The 16,663-nt window shown below is 68.4% G+C and carries 16 protein-coding genes; 6 read left to right on the top strand and 10 right to left on the bottom strand.

Going from position 1 to position 16,663, the window contains the following annotated elements; all coding sequences use genetic code 11:
- Window positions 1-17: 17 nt before the first annotated feature.
- Window positions 18-1,007, bottom strand: a complete 990-nt coding sequence (gene mltG, locus BN2503_RS10310) for an endolytic transglycosylase MltG (protein WP_175537944.1) — start codon at window positions 1,005-1,007, stop codon at window positions 18-20.
- Window positions 1,008-1,055: 48 nt separating this feature from the next.
- On the opposite strand from mltG, the gene ygfZ reads away from it, so the two are divergent.
- Window positions 1,056-1,961: a CAF17-like 4Fe-4S cluster assembly/insertion protein YgfZ gene (gene ygfZ, locus BN2503_RS10305; RefSeq protein WP_054256570.1), complete on the top strand. Its 906-nt coding sequence runs from the start codon at window positions 1,056-1,058 to the stop codon at window positions 1,959-1,961.
- A gap of 100 nt (window positions 1,962-2,061) precedes the next feature.
- On the opposite strand, the gene BN2503_RS10300 is transcribed toward ygfZ, so the two are convergent.
- Entirely contained in the window at window positions 2,062-2,886 is an 825-nt protein-coding gene (locus BN2503_RS10300) for a MetQ/NlpA family ABC transporter substrate-binding protein (RefSeq protein ID WP_054256569.1), read from the bottom strand.
- A 210-nt stretch (window positions 2,887-3,096) separates the two neighbouring features.
- Between BN2503_RS10300 and BN2503_RS10295 the strand changes: the two genes are divergently transcribed.
- Entirely contained in the window at window positions 3,097-4,185 is a 1,089-nt protein-coding gene (locus BN2503_RS10295; protein WP_054256568.1) for an isopenicillin N synthase family dioxygenase, read from the top strand.
- Between the two features lie 65 nt (window positions 4,186-4,250).
- Here BN2503_RS10295 and BN2503_RS10290 read toward each other — a convergent pair whose 3' ends face one another.
- The 3 genes from BN2503_RS10290 to BN2503_RS10280 all read right to left on the bottom strand — a co-directional run bounded on the left by BN2503_RS10290 (window position 4,251) and on the right by BN2503_RS10280 (window position 7,060).
- Entirely contained in the window at window positions 4,251-5,111 is an 861-nt protein-coding gene (locus BN2503_RS10290) for a YbgC/FadM family acyl-CoA thioesterase (RefSeq protein ID WP_054256588.1), read from the bottom strand.
- 10 nt (window positions 5,112-5,121) lie between these two features.
- Complete coding sequence (locus BN2503_RS10285; protein ID WP_175537946.1) at window positions 5,122-6,042, bottom strand: alpha/beta hydrolase; 921 nt, start codon at window positions 6,040-6,042, stop codon at window positions 5,122-5,124.
- Window positions 6,043-6,190: 148 nt separating this feature from the next.
- Window positions 6,191-7,060, bottom strand: a complete 870-nt coding sequence (locus tag BN2503_RS10280) for a 2-keto-4-pentenoate hydratase (protein ID WP_054256566.1) — start codon at window positions 7,058-7,060, stop codon at window positions 6,191-6,193.
- 61 nt (window positions 7,061-7,121) lie between these two features.
- Here BN2503_RS10280 and gbd point away from each other — a divergent pair, with 61 nt between their 5' ends.
- Complete coding sequence (gene gbd / locus BN2503_RS10275; protein ID WP_054256565.1) at window positions 7,122-8,258, top strand: 4-hydroxybutyrate dehydrogenase; 1,137 nt, start codon at window positions 7,122-7,124, stop codon at window positions 8,256-8,258.
- A gap of 84 nt (window positions 8,259-8,342) precedes the next feature.
- On the opposite strand, the gene BN2503_RS10270 is transcribed toward gbd, so the two are convergent.
- Together BN2503_RS10270 and BN2503_RS10265 are read right to left on the bottom strand one after the other, a co-directional pair.
- Window positions 8,343-9,167, bottom strand: a complete 825-nt coding sequence (locus BN2503_RS10270; protein WP_054256564.1) for an HDOD domain-containing protein — start codon at window positions 9,165-9,167, stop codon at window positions 8,343-8,345.
- Between the two features lie 69 nt (window positions 9,168-9,236).
- A complete protein-coding gene (locus tag BN2503_RS10265) occupies window positions 9,237-11,615 on the bottom strand; it encodes a Tex family protein (protein WP_054256563.1) in 2,379 nt (792 codons plus the stop codon).
- Window positions 11,616-11,728: 113 nt separating this feature from the next.
- Here BN2503_RS10265 and BN2503_RS10260 point away from each other — a divergent pair, with 113 nt between their 5' ends.
- On the top strand, window positions 11,729-12,775 hold the full coding sequence (locus tag BN2503_RS10260) for a DUF72 domain-containing protein (protein ID WP_054256562.1): 1,047 nt from the start codon (window positions 11,729-11,731) through the stop codon (window positions 12,773-12,775).
- Between the two features lie 130 nt (window positions 12,776-12,905).
- Here the strand turns inward: BN2503_RS10260 and BN2503_RS20505 are convergent, their stop codons facing one another.
- The gene (locus BN2503_RS20505) at window positions 12,906-13,310 is read right to left on the bottom strand and encodes an ATP-binding protein (protein ID WP_054256561.1); all 405 of its coding nucleotides are present in this window, start codon (window positions 13,308-13,310) and stop codon (window positions 12,906-12,908) included.
- Window positions 13,311-13,403: 93 nt separating this feature from the next.
- Here BN2503_RS20505 and BN2503_RS20500 point away from each other — a divergent pair, with 93 nt between their 5' ends.
- Window positions 13,404-13,664, top strand: coding sequence for a hypothetical protein (locus BN2503_RS20500; protein WP_054256560.1), 261 nt, complete (start codon window positions 13,404-13,406; stop codon window positions 13,662-13,664).
- Between the two features lie 357 nt (window positions 13,665-14,021).
- Window positions 14,022-14,642 (top strand): Lcl C-terminal domain-containing protein, encoded by a 621-nt coding sequence (locus BN2503_RS10245; protein ID WP_054256559.1) that lies wholly within the window; start codon window positions 14,022-14,024, stop codon window positions 14,640-14,642.
- Window positions 14,643-14,658: 16 nt separating this feature from the next.
- Here the strand turns inward: BN2503_RS10245 and BN2503_RS10240 are convergent, their stop codons facing one another.
- Both BN2503_RS10240 and BN2503_RS10235 read right to left on the bottom strand, forming a co-directional pair.
- Window positions 14,659-15,564 carry an SDR family oxidoreductase gene (locus tag BN2503_RS10240; RefSeq protein WP_054256558.1) on the bottom strand — a complete coding sequence of 302 codons (906 nt, stop codon included), beginning with the start codon at window positions 15,562-15,564 and terminating at the stop codon, window positions 14,659-14,661.
- Between the two features lie 10 nt (window positions 15,565-15,574).
- Complete coding sequence (locus tag BN2503_RS10235) at window positions 15,575-16,591, bottom strand: NADP-dependent oxidoreductase (RefSeq protein WP_054256557.1); 1,017 nt, start codon at window positions 16,589-16,591, stop codon at window positions 15,575-15,577.
- Between the last annotated feature and the right edge of the window lie 72 nt (window positions 16,592-16,663).

Genomic DNA, 16,663 nt, shown 5'->3' with positions numbered 1-16,663 from the left:
GCGCCTCAGGGGGTGTTTCATTTCTGCCCTCTCTGGTAGCGGTTGACCGCGCGGTTGTGCTCGTCCAGCGTGGCGCTGAAATGGCTGGAGCCATCGCCCTTGGCGACGAAGTACAGCGCGCGCGTCTGCTGCGGCTGCACGGCGGCCAGCAGCGCCGCCTTGCCCGGCATGGCGATGGGCGTGGGCGGCAGGCCGGGGCGGGTGTAGGTGTTCCAGGGGTGGTCGGTTTGCAGGTCGCGCTTGCGCAGGTTGCCGTCAAACTTCTCGCCCAGGCCGTAGATGACCGTCGGATCGGTCTGCAGCAGCATGCCCACGCGCAGGCGGTTGGTGAAAACGCCGGCGATGTGAGCGCGGTCGCTGGCCAAGCCCGTTTCCTTTTCCACGATGCTGGCGAGGATCAGCGCCTCGTCGGCGCTCTTGAGCGGCGTATCGCTGGCACGCTGGGCCCAGGCGGCTTCCAGGCGGCGGTCCATGGCGTGCAGGGCGCGGCGCAGCAGCGCCAGTTCACTGCTGCCCTTGGCGTAGGTGTAGGTGTCGGGAAAGAAGCGGCCCTCGGGGGCCACGCCGGGGCGGCCCAACTTGTCCATCAGTTGCGCGTCGTCCAGTACCGTGGCGTCATGACGCAACCCCTCGTCGCGCGCCAGTGCCGCGCGCACCTGGCGGAAGTTCCAGCCCTCGACCAGCGTCAACGCGCGCAGGGTTTCCTCACCGCGCGCGAGCTTCTGCAGCAGGCCCTGGGGCGTGGTGCCAGCGGGAATTTCGTAGTTGCCGGCCTTGATGCGCCGGTCCTGCCCCGAAACACGGAACCAGCCGTAGAGCAGGCGCGCGTCGGTGCGCACGCCCGCCACCACGACGGCACGGGCCACACCGCGCGGGGTGGTGCCGGGCTCGATCTCGAGCTCCAGCGCAGCGGCGCCGCCCAGATCCAGCGGCTGCTGCAGCCACCAGGCCGCGCCGCCGCCCAGTGCGCCCGCGATCAACAGCAATAAAACCAGTAAGCGACGCACAACCCCAGCGCACAAAATGAATAGAGCCGGGGATGATAATCGCTCGCCATGACCCAGCTTCTCAATGGAATTGCTCCCCTGCCCCACCTGGGCGTGATCCGCGTGGACGGTGCGGACGCTGCCTCGTTCCTGCAAGGCCAGCTGACCCAGGATTTCGCCCTGCTGCAAGACAACCAGGCCCGCCTGGCGGCCTACCTGTCGCCCAAAGGGCGCATGCTGGCCAGCTTCATCGGCTTGCGGCGCAGCAGCACCGAACTGCTGCTGGTGTGCAGCAGCGACCTGCTGCCCGCGACGCTCAAGCGCCTGTCCATGTTCGTGCTGCGCGCCAAGGTCCAGCTGACCGATGCCTCGGCCGATTTCCAGTGCTGGGGCCTGGCCGGCGACGCTCTGCTTTCGATAGCTGGTAGCGCTTTACCTGCTTGGTCAAAAGCCGAATTTGGCTCTGCAAGCGTAGTGCATCTGTACCCGGCAGAAAACCAGCCGCGTGCGCTGCTGGTGGCGCCAGCCGATGCGCCCGCACCCACAGGCCCCGCCCTGGCGCCGGGCCTGTGGGACTGGAGCGAGGTACGCAGCGGCGTGGCCACGCTCACCGCCCCGGTGGTGGACGCCTTCGTGCCGCAGATGCTGAACTACGAATCCATCGGCGGCGTGAATTTCAAGAAGGGCTGCTACCCCGGCCAGGAGGTGGTGGCGCGCAGCCAGTTCCGCGGCACGCTCAAGCGCCGCACCTACCTGGCACACGCGCCATCGGCACTGGCCGTGGGCGCCGAGGTGTTCGCGCCGGAGGATGCCGAGCAGCCGGTGGGCACCGTGGTGCAGGCCGCTGCTGCGCCGGGTGGCGGGGTGGACGCGCTGGTAGCGCTGCAGATTGCGGCGGCCAGTGGCGCGCTGCACGTGGGTGGCGTGGCGCTCACGCTGCTGCCCCTGCCCTATGCGCTGCTCGACGACATCTGAGCGCCGGTTCACGCCCTGCACACCGTGCAAGGCCTGAAAACGCTGCCAGGGCTTGCCGGAAAAGCGCCAGGCGCTCTCTCTTCAAGCGCAAAAGCCCCGTTCAGAACGCCGGAATGACCGATCCCTGGAAGCGCTTGAGGATGAACTGGCGCACCGGCTCGGACTGGTACGCCGCCACCAGCGTCGGCACCCAGGGCGCCGCCTGGTCGCTGGCGCGCACCACAATGATGTTCACATAGGGGTTGCGCTCGCGCTTCTCCACGGCAATGCCGTCGCGCGTGGCGATCAGGCCCGCCTGGTAGGCGTAGCTGTTGACGATGGCGGCGGCAGCCAGATCGTCCAGCGAGCGCGCGAGCACCACCGAGGACGCCTCCACCAGTTCCACCTTCTGGCGCAGCGCGCTGATATCGGCCAGCGAGGCCGTGCCGGTGAAGGGGTCAAAACCGGGCCGCAGATCAAGCACGCCCTGGTCGCGCAGCACCACGAGTGCCCGTGTCTGGTTGCTCGGGTCGTTGGGAATGCCCACGCGCGCGCCCGCGGGCAGGTCCGCCAGGCGCCGGTACTTCTTCGCATAGAAGGCGATGGGCGAGATATAGGTCTCGCCCACCGAGACGAGTTTGTAGCCGCCGCGCTGGTTCTGGTCGCGCAGGTACGGGATGTGCTGGAACGAGTTGGCCTCCAGGTCGCCACTGTGCACGCCCTCGTTGGGGTTCACCGCACCGCTGAACACGATGGGCTTGACGCGCAGCCCGCGCTCCTGCGCCACCTGGGTGACCACCTCCCAGATTTCCTCGTCCACCCCGCCCGCTACGCCCACGCGGATCACCGCAGGGGCGACCGCCCGGGCCGAGGGACTGGCCAGGCCGGCCGAGACGGCGCCAAGCGCCACGGCAACGAAGGTGCTCAGGAAGCCACGTTTGTTCATGCTCGTCTTTCTTGAAGTACTGTGAGCGGCCAGTATCCGGAGCCGACAAGCGCTGGCGCAACGAAGTTTTCCGGTTAAGCAAATGCCCTGGCTGCAGGCTCCGAAAGCGCCACGGTGCGCATATCGAAGCGCAATAAACTTCGTAGGCAAAGCACGGCGCAGGGCCAACGATGAGGCCTTTTACAACCCACGCCCATCGAAGGTGAAACCATGACTGCCCACGCCCTTGCCGCCCCCGCCGCCGACGCCACGGCCCTGCCCGTGATCGACCTGTCCGAACTCAACGACCCGCAGCGCCACGCGGATTTCCATGCGCGCCTGGCGCGCATTGCGCGGGACACCGGCTTCTTCTACCTTGAAGGCCACGGCATCGACACCGGCCTGATCCGCCGCGTGGAGCAGCTCACGCGCGCGGTCTTCGCACTGCCCGCCTCGGCCAAGGAGCGCATCGCCATCCGCAACACACCGCACTTTCGCGGCTATACCGGCGTGGGGGGCGAACTGACGCGCCTGCAGCCCGACCTGCGCGAACAGCTCGACCTGGGCGAGGAGCAGCCCGCCGTGGCGCCCGCCCCGGGCCAGCCAGCCTGGTGGTCTTTGCAGGGCCCGAACCAGTGGCCCGAGGAGTTGCCCGAGCTGCGCGGGGCCATCCTGCAATGGCTGGACGCCACGCGCGGGGTGGCCGAGCGCCTGCTGCACGCTTTCCTCACGGCGCTGGGGCAGCCGCCGCACGCGCTCGACGGACTCATCGCGGCGCCCCGCAACCACCGCCTGAAAATCATCCACTACCCCGGCCAGCCGGACGGCCAATCGAGCCAGGGCGTGGGCGCGCACAAGGACGGCGGCCTGCTCACCCTGCTGCTGACGGACGACGTGGGCGGGCTGCAGGTGCACACCGAACAGGGCTGGATCGACGTGCCGCCGCGCCGCGACGCCTTCGTCATCAACATCGGTGAGATGCTGGAGCTCGCCACCAACGGCTACCTGCGCGCCAATGTGCACCGCGTGGTGTCGCCGCGCCCCGGGGTGGACCGCTACTCCATCGCCTACTTCTTCTCGCCCAGCCTGCACGCGCAGGAGATTCCGCTGCTGGCCCTGCCCGCAGAACTGGCGCGCAAGGCGCGCGGCCCCGAGAGCGACCCGCTGAACCCGCTATTCCGCCATATCGGCACCAACGCGCTCAAGGGGCGGCTGCGCTCGCACCTGGACGTGGCCGAACGCTTTTACCCCGAACAGTTCGCACAGCTGCAGGCCCAGGCCGCCGCCCAGGGCAAGGCCCTGGAGGCTTCAGCCTATTGAAGTTTGACAGTGTTTTCAGGCTGCAGCGCTTATCTGGCAAGCGCTTGCAGCTATCAAAAGCGTAGTCACCCCAGCACGCGGTGCATGGCGATGTGGGTGATGCCCGCTTCCTCAAAGCGCTCGCCCTGCGGCGCAAAGCCGGCACGGCGGTAAAAGCCTTCGGCACTGCATTGCGCGTGCAGCGTGACCTCGCGGTCGCCGCGCTCCTGGGCGGCCTGCACCAGTCCGTCGAGCACCATGCGGCCCCAGCGCTGGCCGCGCACCGAGCGGTCCACCGCCATGCGGCCAATGCGGGCCAGCCCCGGGCCGTCGTGCAGCAGGCGCCCGGTGGCCATGGGCATGCCCAGGCGGTTGTAGGCCACGGCATGCAGCGCCGTGGCGTCCTGGGCGTCGATCTCCAGCGCGGGGTCGATGCCCTGCTCGCGCACGAACACTTCCACGCGCAGCTGCGTGGCATCGTGGCCCAGCGTGGCCCAGTCGCCCACGCGCAGCTCGACCATCTCGCCACCCGCCTCGAAGTGCTCGACCATGGCGCGCAGCGCAGGCGGCACGGGGCGCTTGGTCTGCGTCGCCGGGTCGGCAAACACGTAGAGCAGCTCCACCGACACCAGCAGGCGCTCGCCCGTGAAGATGCCAGCCTCGAACGCCATGGAGCTTTCGCCGATGCGCACGCAGCGCATGCCCACGTCCAGCCAGTCGTCCAGGCGTGCCGAGGCGTGGTACTCCACGCTGGCCTTCTTCAGGTAGACCTCGCCACCGAGCTGGCGCATGCCCGCCTCGTAGGGCAGCGCGAGCGCGCGCCAGTACTCGGTCATGGCGCAGTCGGCATAGGTCAGGTAGTGGGCGTTGAAGACGATTTTCTGGATGTCCACCTCGGCCCAGCGCACGCGCAGGCGGTGAAAGCAGCGGAAATCCTGGTAGGTCATGGTCATGGTTTCAATCCATTTGGAAGGCGCGGCGCAGGGCCTGCGCGGCGTCATGGTGGGCCTGGCGCGCCTCGGGGATGGCGCGGCCCATCTTGATGAATTCGTGCGTCACGCCGCGGTAAATCTCCAGATCGACCGGCACGCCGGCGGCGCGCAGCTTGTCGGCGTACAGAATGCCCTCGTCCACCAGCGGATCGCACTCGGCCAGGCCGAGCCAGGCCGGGGCAACGCCCTCCACGTCGCTGGCGTTAAGCGGCGCGAACCGCCAGTCGGCGCGCTCTTCGCGCAGCGCCACGTAATGGCCGAAGAACCAGTCGATGGCCGTCGCGTCCAGCACCAGGCCGCGCGCAAAAACGCTGTGCGAGGGCGTGTCCTGGTACGCCGTGGTGCCGGGGTAAAACAGCAGTTGCAGCGCCAGCGGCAGGCCCGCATCGCGGGCCAGGATGGCGTTCACGGCCGAAAGCGTGCCGCCTGCGCTGTCGCCGCCCACGGCCAGGCGTGCCGTATCGGCGCCCAAGCGCGCGCCGTGGTGCGCCAGCCACTGCAGCGCATCCCAGGCGTCATTGCTGGCCGTGGGAAAGCGGTGCTCGGGCGCCAGCCGGTAGTCCAGCGATACCACCATGCAGCCCGCCAGCCGCGCCAGTTCGCGGCACAGTACGTCGTGCGTGGCGATGCTGCCGATGGTGAAGCCGCCGCCATGCAGGTACAGCAGCAGCGGCAGGGGCGCGCCCTCGGTGGGCGCGTACAGGCGCGCTGGCAGGGCATGGCCGTCGCGTGCGGGGATGTGCAGGTCTTCCACACGGGGCAGCGCGGCCTTGGGCAGCTCCAGCACGCCAGCGCCGGCCTCGTAGGCGGCACGCGCCTGCGCCACGGGCAGGGTGTGCAGCGGCGCGCGCGCGGCGCGCTCCATGCCCTGGAGCACGGCGCGCATCTGGGGGGTGAGGCGGTGGGAGGAAACGGGGGCGGTCACGGGCGGGCTCATTCACACGTTCTCAGCGGGCAAAGCCGGCCATCATGCCGGAAGAACGTGCGCACGCACGCCGATCGCGCCCATCGCGCCCATCGCGCCCCGCCGCCGGTCACTTGAACATGACCCGCACCGGCTGCGCGCCCGGCAGCCCCTCGTAGGTGGCCGTGACCGCGAGGCCCGGCTTGGGCGGCAGCAGTGGCGAGAACGATCCCAGGCTGACCAGGTCGCCCGGCTGCAGTGCGATACCTTCCTGCTGCAGCGCCTGCGCCAGCCACACCACGGCGTTCAGTGGGTGCTCCAGGATGTCGCTGCCCTTGCCCCGGCCTAGCACGGCGCCCTGCGCATCGGTCAGGGTCACCTGCATGTTCTGCAGCGCGTCCAGCAGCGCATAGCGTTCGGCACGCAACACCGGCACGGCCAGGGGCTGGCCGGCCACGCCCAGGCGCGCGCCCACATTGATGGCCCCTACCCCGGCACCATTGAGCTTGGACGGCGCCTGTACCAGCAGGTCGGGCAGCTCGATGAAGGGGACCACCTGGTCAATGGCCTCCAGCACCTCCATGGGCGTGCGCGCCTGGTTGACGGCCGCGCTTTTCACGCGCACCAGCATGTCGGCCTCGAACAGCGGACGCGCACCGAACGCGGCGTCGATGGTGGCGCCGCTCGGCTGCACCATGCCCTCGTAGAGCTTGCCCCACACCGGCTTGTCGGTGCCGAAACGCTTTTGCACCGCTGGGTTGGTCAGCCCGGCCTTGTAGCCCACCACCTTGCCCAGGCGCGGGGCGATGCGGGCGTTGAACTTGGCGCGGGTGCACGCGCCATCGGCATCGCTCAGGCCCTCCAGGTTGGCCGCTGGCGTGCGGGCCAGGTAGTGCGCCGCCAGGTCGTCCGCCTGGGCGTCGCTGAGGCATTCGGCCTGCGCGCTTGTCGCGCAGGCGACGCCCAGCAGCAGGGCGATGAGGGTTTGCTTTGTATGCATATTTGTCTCCTGGGAATAAAGTTCGCAGCCATCCTATCTGCAACCGTTGGCACCGCACACCATGGCTTTCATCAACTACGTTACCCAGATTCAGTTTGAATTCGGCGCCGTGCGCCTGCTCGCGCAGGAATGCGCGCGCGTGGGCATTGCGCGCCCGCTCGTCGTTACCGACCCCGGCGTAAAGGCTGCCGGTGTGCTGCAAAAGGCCCTGGATGCAATGGCCGAACTGCCCGTGGCCGTGTTCGACCAGACCCCGCCCAACCCCACCGAGGCCGCTGTGCGCGCCGCTGCCGCGCTCTATAAGGCGCAGGGCTGCGACGGCCTGGTGGCCGTGGGCGGTGGCTCGGCCATCGACTGCGCCAAGGGCGTGGCGATCGCCGTGGCGCACGAAGGCCCCCTGACGCACTACGCCACCATCGAGGGCGGCTCACCGCGCATCACCGAACGCGCCGCGCCACTGATCGCCGTGCCCACCACCAGCGGCACCGGCAGTGAGGTGGCGCGCGGCGCCATCATCATCGTCGACGACCACCGCAAGCTCGGCTTCCACTCGTGGAACCTGGTACCCAAGGCCGCCATCTGCGACCCCGAACTGACGCTGGGCCTGCCGCCCCTGCTGACGGCGGCCACCGGCATGGACGCGATTGCACACTGCATGGAGACCTTCATGTCGGCCGCGTTCAACCCTCCGGCCGATGGCATTGCGCTGGACGGGCTGGAGCGCGGCTGGGCGCACATCGAGGCGGCCACGAAGAACGGTGGCGACCGCGAGGCGCGCCTGAACATGATGAGCGCCAGCATGCAAGGTGCCATGGCCTTCCAGAAGGGGCTGGGCGCAGTGCACAGCCTGAGCCACAGCCTGGGCGGCGTGAACCCGCGCCTGCACCACGGCACGCTGAACGCCATGTTCCTACCCGCCGTGGTGCGCTTCAACGCCAGCGCCGAATCGGTACAAAAAGAAAATCGCCTGGAGCGCATGGCCCACGCCATGGGCCTGGCCGCGGCCGGCGATATTCCCGACGCCATCCGCGCCATGAACGCCCGCCTGGGCCTGCCCAGCGCCTTGGCCGCCATGGGCGTGACACCCGACGTGTTTGACGACGTGATCAAGGGCGCGCTGGCGGACCACTGCCACAAGACCAACCCGCGCATCGCCACGGCCGAGGAATACCGCGAGATGCTGCACGCCTCGCTGTAGCCAACGCTTTTGTTTTGATAGCTGCCAACGCTTGCTGGCAAAGGGCTGAAGGCCTATTTCCCTCAAAATTGAGGGGGAAGGCCCTCACACATAGTCGCCCGCGTCCGGCCGCGCCGTCCAGTCGATCGGATCCTGCTGCAGCACCATGTCGATGTCCAGCCCCAGCGCCAGCCCGACCTCGCCCGGAAAAGACACGGCCAGCTCTTTCTCGCCCCAGCCAATTTCGCGCGCGCGGGCGCGCCAGGCCGCCAGGTGCAGCACCCCAGCCAGCGGCTCGTACACGTCGTTGTCGAAGGGCGCGCTGAGGTAGCGCAGCGCATCCACCACCACCTCAGGCAACTGCCAGCGTTGCGCCATGGCGGCACTCACCTGGGCGTAGCAATAGCCAAAGATGCGCTGCTCGATCTTGGCGCGGCGCGGGTCGAACGGTGGCACCAGCGTGTCCACCGACTGCGCCTTGTCGGTATCCACCAGGTGCAGCACCACCTCCCCCAGGCCATGCAACAGGCCCGCGGTATACGCCGCGATCTGGTTGTGGTGCACAAAGCCGGCCAGCGAGCGCGCCATCTTGGCGGTGTTCAGGCTGTAGCGCCAGAACTGCGGCAGGTTCACGCCCGGCACCGTGCGCGAGGCCGCGCCCAGCGGCGCCGCAGCCACCAGTGCGCGCAGCTGGGCTGTGCCCAGCAGGGCCAGCGCCTCGGGCACGCCCACGATCTGCCCCGGCGCCTGGAAGGTGGCCGAGTTGGCTTGCTCCAGCAGGCGGGCCGACAAGCCCGGGTCGATGCAGAAGAGCTGGTTGACCCGCCGCAGATTGGGCTCTGCCGGGGCCAGCGCATTCATCAGCAGCGCCACCGTGCGCGGCATGCAAGGCAAGGCGACGGGGGTCGCCAGCAGGGCGTTGATCTCCATGGAAAGCCTGAGTGGGGGTGCCCGCGATTATGTACCGCAGGCACGTTTTGTTACCGCCCCGAGGGCCGGTCAGCGCCCGCGCTGTTGCAGTTTGGCGAATGCCGAGGCCATGGCGCCCTGCGGCGCGGGCTCATTCGTTCGGCGCTGCGGCGCGGCATAGCCACGGCCCGCGCCCTCGAAGCGGTTGTCACGCGGGCCATCGCGGCGCGGGGCCTGTGCGTCCAACTTCATCGTCAGGCTGATGCGCTTGCGCGCCGCGTCCACCTCCAGCACCTTCACTTTGACAATGTCGCCGGTCTTGACCACCTCACGCGCATCCTGAACGAACTTGTGGCTGAGCTGGCTCACGTGCACCAGCCCGTCCTGGTGTACGCCCAGGTCCACGAAGGCGCCGAACTGGGCCACGTTGCTCACCGTGCCCTCCAGCACCATGCCTTCCTTGAGGTCGGCAATGTCTTCCACACCCTCGTTGAAGCGCGCCACCTTGAAGTCGGGGCGCGGGTCGCGGCCGGGCTTTTCCAGCTCGCCCAGGATGTCGCGCACGGTGATCACGCCGAACTTTTCGTTGGCGAACAGCTCGGGCTTGAGCGTCTTGAGCATCTCGGCGCGGCCCATGAGCTCGGCCACCGGCTTGCCGGTCTTTTCCATGATCTGCTCGACCACCGGGTAGGTCTCGGGGTGCACGCCGGTCATGTCCAGCGGGTTGTCGCCATCGCGGATGCGCAAAAAGCCCGCCGCCTGCTCGAAGGTCTTGGCGCCCAGGCCGCTGACCTCCATGAGCTGCTTGCGGTTCTTGAAGGCACCGTGCTGCTCGCGCCAGCGCACCACGGCCTTGGCCACGCTGCCCGACAGGCCCGACACGCGCGCCAGCAGCGGCGCGCTGGCGGTGTTCAGGTCCACGCCGACGGAGTTCACGCAGTCCTCGACCACGGCGTCCAGCGTGCGCGCCAGCTCGCTCTGGTTCACGTCGTGCTGGTACTGGCCCACGCCGATGCTCTTGGGCTCGATCTTTACCAGCTCGGCCAGCGGGTCCTGCAGGCGGCGCGCAATGCTGGCGGCGCCGCGCAGGCTCACGTCCACGTCGGGCATTTCCTGGCTGGCGTACTCGCTGGCCGAATACACCGAGGCGCCGGCCTCGCTCACCACTATCTTTTCAATAGCTGGCAGCGCTTGCCCCGCCTGGTCTACGGCCTGTTTTTGCATTAATTTGATCAGCTCGGCCGCCAGCTTGTCGGTCTCGCGGCTGGCGGTGCCGTTGCCGATGGCGATGAGCTGCACGCCGTGCTTCATGCACAGGCGGCCCAGCGTGGCCAGGCTGCCGTCCCAGTCGCGGCGCGGCTCGTGCGGGTAGACGGTGGCGGTCTCCACCAGCTTGCCGGTGCGGTCCACCACGGCCACCTTCACGCCGGTGCGAATGCCCGGGTCCAGCCCCATCACGGCGCGCGGGCCGGCGGGCGCGGCCAGCAGCAGGTCGCGCAGGTTGTCGGCAAACACCTTGATGGCCACCTTCTCGGCCTCTTCGCGCAGGCGCGAGAACAGGTCGCGCTCGGTGGACAGGCTGAGCTTCACGCGCCAGGTCCAGGCCACGCACTTGCGCAGCAGGTCGTCGCTCTTGCGGCCCTGATGGCTCCAGCCCAGGTGCAGGGCGATCTTGCCCTCGGCAATGCTGGGCTGGCCCGGCTCGGGCTCCACGGGCAGCACCAGCTTGGCTTCCAGTATTTCCAGCGCGCGGCCGCGGAACACCGCCAGCGCGCGGTGCGAGGGCACGCGGCCAATCGGTTCGTCGTACTCGAAGTAGTCGCGGAACTTGGCGACCTCGGGGTCGCTTTCGTTCTTGCCCTCCACCTTCTTACTGCGCAAGAGCCCCTCGGCCCACAGCCATTCGCGCAGCGACTGCACCAGCACGGCGTCCTCGGCCCAGCGCTCGGACAGGATGTCGCGCACGCCGTCGAGCACGGCGAAGGTGGTCGAAAAATCGGGCCCCGGCTTGCCGTCATCGAGCGTGGTGGCGGGCTGGCAGAAGGCCTGGGCCTCGGCGTGCGGGTCCAGCGTGGGGTCGGCCAGCAGCTTGTCGGCCAGCGGCTCGATGCCGAACTCCTTGGCAATCTGGCCCTTGGTGCGGCGCTTTTGCTTGAAGGGCAGGTAGATGTCTTCCAGCTCCTGCTTCGTTGGAGCAGCAGCAATGGCGGCGCGCAATGCGTCGGTCAGCTTGCCCTGCTCGTCGATGCTTTTCAGCACCGCCACGCGGCGGTCTTCCAGTTCGCGCAGGTAGGCCAGGCGCGCTTCGAGCTCGCGCAGTTGCACATCGTCCAGGCCGCCGGTCACCTCCTTGCGGTAGCGTGCGATGAAGGGCACGGTGGCCCCGCCATCGAGCAGTTCCACCGCGGCGCGGACCTGGGATTCGGTGATCTTGATTTCTGCGGCCAACTGCCGGACGATTTGCTGCATATGCCTTGAGGGACTCGGGAAAATGCGAAGCGCGGGAGTTTGCCATAGCGCGGCAGATGCCTCGGGCCGCAAAGCCCGCCAGGCGGCCACGCCCACAATCGATGACCTTTTTGATGCAGGACGACCTCTTCGGCGCCACGCCGCCCCACCTCCAGCCCCCTGAAAAAGCCAACGCCAAAGCCCCTGCACGCCGCGCCGGCATCCAGCCCGTGGTGTGGGACGAAGCCCTGCATGCGCTGGCCCGCCGCCTGCCGCCGCAACTGCGCTTGGGCACCTCGTCGTGGAGCTACCCCGGCTGGCAAGGCCTGGTCTGGGAAGGCGCGCATTCCGAGCCCACGCTGGCCAAGAAGGGGTTGCCCGTGTACGCCCAGCACCCGCTGCTGCGCACCGTGAGCATCGACCGCAGCTTCTACCGCCCCTTGAGCGCCAGCGACTACCTGCGCTACGCCGAACAGGTGCCGGCGGATTTCCGCTTCGTCGTCAAGGCGCCCAGCCTCGTCACCGATGCGCTGGTGCGCAGCGAGGACGGCCAGGGGCGCGCGCCCAACCCGGCCTTTCTGGACCCGCTGCTGGCCACGCAGGAGTTCGTGGCGCCTGCGCTTGCGGGGCTGGGGGCACGCACCGGCGCACTGGTGTTCCAGCTCAGCCCGCTACCCTGGCAGCAGCTGGAACGCCTGCCCGTGGTGCTGGAGCGCCTGCGCGCCATGCTGCAAACCCAGCCACCCCTCACCGCGCCCGATGCCGTGCTGGCCGTGGAGGTGCGCGACCCCACCTGGCTGGCGCCCGCGCATCTGCCGCACTTCGCCGATGTGCTGCGCAGCACCGGCGCCACCTACTGCCTGGGCCTGCACGCACGCATGCCACCACTGCAAGCACAGCTGCCCCTGCTGCGCCTGCTCTGGCCCGGCCCCCTGGTATGCCGCTGGAACCTGCACCCGGCCAATGGCCCGCACGGCTACGAGGATGCGCAAAAGCGCTATGCGCCTTATGACCGCATCCACGACCCGGAGCCGCAGCTGCTGGCGGAACTGGCGCGGGTGATCGCCGGCACCACGGGGCGCGGCCAGCGCGCGTACGTGACCATCAGCAACCACGCCGAGGGCTGCGCGCCGCTGACCGTGCGGCGCCTGGCCGAGCAAATCGTGGCACGCCTGGATTGACGCTCCTGGATTGATAGCTTCCAGCGCTTTCCAGTAAAGGCCTAGAGGCCTCCTGGGGCATCAAAATGAAGCAAGACTCAACGCGGCGCGTGGCGCGCCCTGCGCCGCCGCTCGGGCAGGCACTGCGGCGTCACGACCAAGCGAATGCACGTGCCCTGCACCGCGGGCGGGCCAAGAATCTGCAGCGTGCCCCCCCCAGCAACTGGGCCCGCCTGCGAATGCCCACCAGGCCATGGCCCGTGGCGGCGGTGACGTGCCCCTCCGGCACGGTGATGCCGTGGCCGTTGTCACGCACCTCCAGCAGCAAGCCGGCCTGCCGGTGCAGCGGCTCCAGCAGCACCTCCACGCGCGTCGCGTGGGTGTGGCGCAAGATATTGCCTAGCGCCTCCTGCACGATTTTCAGCACGTGCACCGTGCTTTGCGCAGGCAGCCACTGCGTGTCCATGCCGTCCGCGATCCGCCATACCAGCTCAATCACCCGGTGGTTCAGCGCCGGCTGGATGCGGTAGCGCAGCCCTCCAATGCGCAGCGACAAGACGGATACCAGCTTCGCGGCGATGATCCATCTCGCAGCCGGGGTTATCAACTCTCGGTAATTCTCAACAGACCCTACGCCGAAGCCATCCGGATGTACCAGATTGCCGCATCTGCGGGCAGCCGGCCCGCACAGCACATGCTCGGGCTGATCTCCTCCCGCCCCAACAGCGCTGGGGGCGTTGACATTGCCTGGATGCAGCAGTTGGCCAGGCTGGATGTAGAGCATGACCAAGGCACCCAGGCCCTGTCGGCACAATTACCGACCCTGCCAGCCGTGAGCCCGCAGCTCTACGTGCACGACCCCACGCCCCTGTACGATCTTCTGCCCGCGTACTGGCGATCCCGGCCCTGAGAGCCTGCTCATGATCTTTTCCTAGCGCCCGTTGCCCCGCAAAAGTGGCAGGTGCAAGGCGCAAAGCGCAGCCGGGCTGGTGGCCCGGCGAGCATTGGCAACGCCGCAGATGCCACCTTTGCGGGGCAACCCTTCGGGCAAGGCAGCAAAAAGCCGCACTCGGCGTTGCGCACCTTGGCCAGGCCGCCAGCATGGCCTGCGGCGCGCGCCTGGATTGCGACTCTCTGCTGCCTTGCGGGCACTAGGAAAAGATCATGAGCAGGCTCTGAGAGCAAGCAAACCCAGGGTCCCTACGGGCTGTCACCGCTGATGCCATGGGCGACAATCAGCACAACCCGCCCACAGGAGTGTTCCGCCATGCCCATCCTGCGCCGCCTCTGGATCGTGCTTGCCCTACCGGCCTGTGCCTGGGGCCAGGGCGCCCCACTGGCGCCGAACCAGCCCCATCTGCAGCCCTCTGACGATGGCGCCTATGTCATCGATACCCAATCGCGCCTGGCGTGGCCGCGCTGCGTGGAAGGCATGTCATGGACGGGCAGTACCTGCATGGGCACGCCGCGCACGCTCACGCACGCACAGGCCCTGGCACTGGCAACCCAGCGCTGGAAAGCCGAAGGCGTGCGCTGGCGCCTGCCGCGCGTACCTGAGTTGCGCCGCCTGGTGGACAAGAGCAGCCAGCCGCCGGGCCTGAACCCGCGCCTGTTTCCGCGCGCCCCCGCCGACTGGCACTGGACCGCCACGGCCAACGTGAACACCGCCGCCGTCAACCCTTACGCCTATGGCAATGTGACACGCGGCGGCCAGGGCGAAAGCAGCCTCTCGCTGGTTCAGGGCTGGGCCGTGGACACCGGCAGCGGCGAAGCACGCTCGGACTTTGGCCGGGGCACGCCGCTGTATGTGCGCCTGGTGCGCCCCGCCCCGCAACTGCCCCAGCCCGAGGCGGCAGCGGCAGACAGCGAGGACGAGGACGACAACTAAAGCGCAGTGCGCGGCCTCAGCCGGCGCGCAGCGCCGCCTTGAGCTGCGCGCCCACCTCCGGCCGCTCCAGGAACGGATCGGCCGGGTTCTCGATGCGCAGGATGCTCTCCATGCGGCTTTGCAGGTTGCCCAGCGCCTTCGGGTGGCTGAAGATGTAGAACTGGTCGGCCGCAATGGCGTCAAACACCTTCTGTGCCACGTCCGCCGCCGTCACCTTGCCGCTGGTGACTGCCTTGTCCGTCATGGCCTGGCCGATGAGCTGGCTCTTGGTCGGTTTCTCATCGGCCATGCTGGCCGGGCGGTTGCGCTCGCTGTGGCTGATGCCGGTGGGCACGAAGTACGGGCACAGCACGCTGGCGCCGATCTGGTCGGTCACAAGGCGCAGATCCTGGTACAGCGTCTCCGACAAACTCACCACGGCGTGCTTGCTGACGTTGTACACGCCCATGTTGGGCGGCGTGAGCAGGCCGGCCATGCTGGCGGTATTGACGATGTGGCCCCGGTAACCCGGGTCGGCCTGGGCGGCAGCCAGCATCATGGGCGTGAACAGGCGCACGCCGTGGATCACGCCCCAGAGATTGACGCCCAGCACCCACTCCCAGTCGCGCACGGTGTTTTCCCACACCAGGCCGCCCGAGCCCACGCCCGCGTTGTTGAACACGAAGTGCGGCGCACCAAAGCGCTGCTGCACCGCGTCGGCCAGCGCCTGCATTTGCGCGGCGTCAGACACATCCACACGCTGCGCCAGCACTGCGCAGCCCGTGGCCTGCAGCTCGGCTGCAGCTGCATCCAGTGCGTCCTGCTGCACGTCCACCAGCACCAGGTTCATGCCCAGGCACGCGCCGATACGCGCGCACTCGAGCCCGAAGCCCGAGCCCGCGCCGGTCAGCACGGCGGTCTTGCCTTTGAAGTCTTGGATCATGGCCGCGCCCTCAGACCAGCTTCACCAGCTGCTTGCCGAAGTTCTTGCCCTTGAGCATGCCCAGGAAGGCTTCAGGCGCAGCAGCGAGGCCCTGCGCCACCGACTCGCGCGGGCGCAGCTTGCCCGTGGCCACCAGGGTACCGAGCTCCTTGAGCGCCTCGGGCCACACCTCCATGTGCTCGCTCACGATGAAGCCTTCGATCTTGACGCGGTTGATGAGGATAAGCGCGGGGTTCTGCAGCGGCAGCGGCTGGCCGTCGTAGCCCGCGATCATGCCGCACAGCGCAATACGCGCAAAGGCGTTGGCGCGCAGCAGCACGGCGTCGAGGATGTGGCCGCCCACGTTCTCGAAAAAGCCGTCGATGCCATCGGGGCAGGCCTCCTTGAGCGCGCGCGCCATGCTCTTGAGGTCGGGGTGCTCGCGGTGGTCGATGCAGGCGTCAAAACCCAGTTCCTCGGTAGCGTAGCGGCACTTTTCCGGGCCGCCGGCTATGCCCACCACGCGGCAGCCGCGCGCCTTGGCCAGGGCGGCAAAGGCGCTGCCCACGGCGCCGGTGGCGGCGCTGACCACCATGGTCTGGCCCGGCTTGGGGTCGATGATCTTCACCAGCCCGTACCAGGCGGTAACGCCAGGCATACCCACGGCGCCCAGGTAGTGCGACAGCGGCACGTGCGTGGTGTCTACTTTGCGCAGCAAGCCGGGCGTGTTGCCGTCCACCACGCTGTATTCCTGCCAGCCCCCCATGCCCACCACTTTGTCGCCCACGGCGTACTTGGGATGGCGGCTTTCCACCACCTCGCCCACGGTGCCGCCGATCATCACCTCGCCCAGCGGCTGGGAGGCAGCGTAGCTCTTGCTGTCGTTCATGCGGCCGCGCATGTACGGGTCCAGGCTCAGATAGTGGTGGCGCACCAGCACCTGGCCGTCCTGCAGCGGCGGGGTGTCGGTGGCAACGAGCTTGAAGTTGCTCGCCGTGGCTTCGCCTTGCGGGCGGTTGTCAAGCAGGATTTGCTGGTTGCGTGGCATGGAGTGTCTCCTGGTCGGTGAACTATGTTTTTGAGAGCTGCCAGCGCTTGCCTGGCAAGGGCTGGAGGGATT

The organism is Paenacidovorax caeni, from assembly GCF_001298675.1.
In the GTDB taxonomy this organism is placed as follows: Bacteria; Pseudomonadota; Gammaproteobacteria; order Burkholderiales; family Burkholderiaceae_C; genus Paenacidovorax; species Paenacidovorax caeni.
Note: the sequence above shows the minus strand (reverse complement) of the source record. Positions and strands in the feature narration are given on the sequence as shown.

What these genes read in the sequence shown, in the direction of transcription:
- BN2503_RS10260 (WP_054256562.1), top strand. Translation starts at nt 11,729, where the DNA reads ATGCAGGACGACCTCTTCGGCGCCACGCCGCCCCACCTCCAGCCCCCT.
- BN2503_RS10300 (WP_054256569.1), bottom strand. Translation starts at nt 2,886, where the DNA reads ATGAACAAACGTGGCTTCCTGAGCACCTTCGTTGCCGTGGCGCTTGGC.
- ygfZ (WP_054256570.1), top strand. Translation starts at nt 1,056, where the DNA reads ATGACCCAGCTTCTCAATGGAATTGCTCCCCTGCCCCACCTGGGCGTG.
- BN2503_RS10270 (WP_054256564.1), bottom strand. Translation starts at nt 9,167, where the DNA reads ATGGAGATCAACGCCCTGCTGGCGACCCCCGTCGCCTTGCCTTGCATG.
- BN2503_RS10265 (WP_054256563.1), bottom strand. Translation starts at nt 11,615, where the DNA reads ATGCAGCAAATCGTCCGGCAGTTGGCCGCAGAAATCAAGATCACCGAA.
- BN2503_RS10295 (WP_054256568.1), top strand. Translation starts at nt 3,097, where the DNA reads ATGACTGCCCACGCCCTTGCCGCCCCCGCCGCCGACGCCACGGCCCTG.
- BN2503_RS20500 (WP_054256560.1), top strand. Translation starts at nt 13,404, where the DNA reads ATGTACCAGATTGCCGCATCTGCGGGCAGCCGGCCCGCACAGCACATG.
- BN2503_RS10280 (WP_054256566.1), bottom strand. Translation starts at nt 7,060, where the DNA reads ATGCATACAAAGCAAACCCTCATCGCCCTGCTGCTGGGCGTCGCCTGC.
- gbd (WP_054256565.1), top strand. Translation starts at nt 7,122, where the DNA reads ATGGCTTTCATCAACTACGTTACCCAGATTCAGTTTGAATTCGGCGCC.
- BN2503_RS10285 (WP_175537946.1), bottom strand. Translation starts at nt 6,042, where the DNA reads ATGCGCGCCGTGCTCCAGGGCATGGAGCGCGCCGCGCGCGCGCCGCTG.
- BN2503_RS10235 (WP_054256557.1), bottom strand. Translation starts at nt 16,591, where the DNA reads ATGCCACGCAACCAGCAAATCCTGCTTGACAACCGCCCGCAAGGCGAA.
- BN2503_RS10245 (WP_054256559.1), top strand. Translation starts at nt 14,022, where the DNA reads ATGCCCATCCTGCGCCGCCTCTGGATCGTGCTTGCCCTACCGGCCTGT.
- BN2503_RS10290 (WP_054256588.1), bottom strand. Translation starts at nt 5,111, where the DNA reads ATGACCTACCAGGATTTCCGCTGCTTTCACCGCCTGCGCGTGCGCTGG.
- BN2503_RS10240 (WP_054256558.1), bottom strand. Translation starts at nt 15,564, where the DNA reads ATGATCCAAGACTTCAAAGGCAAGACCGCCGTGCTGACCGGCGCGGGC.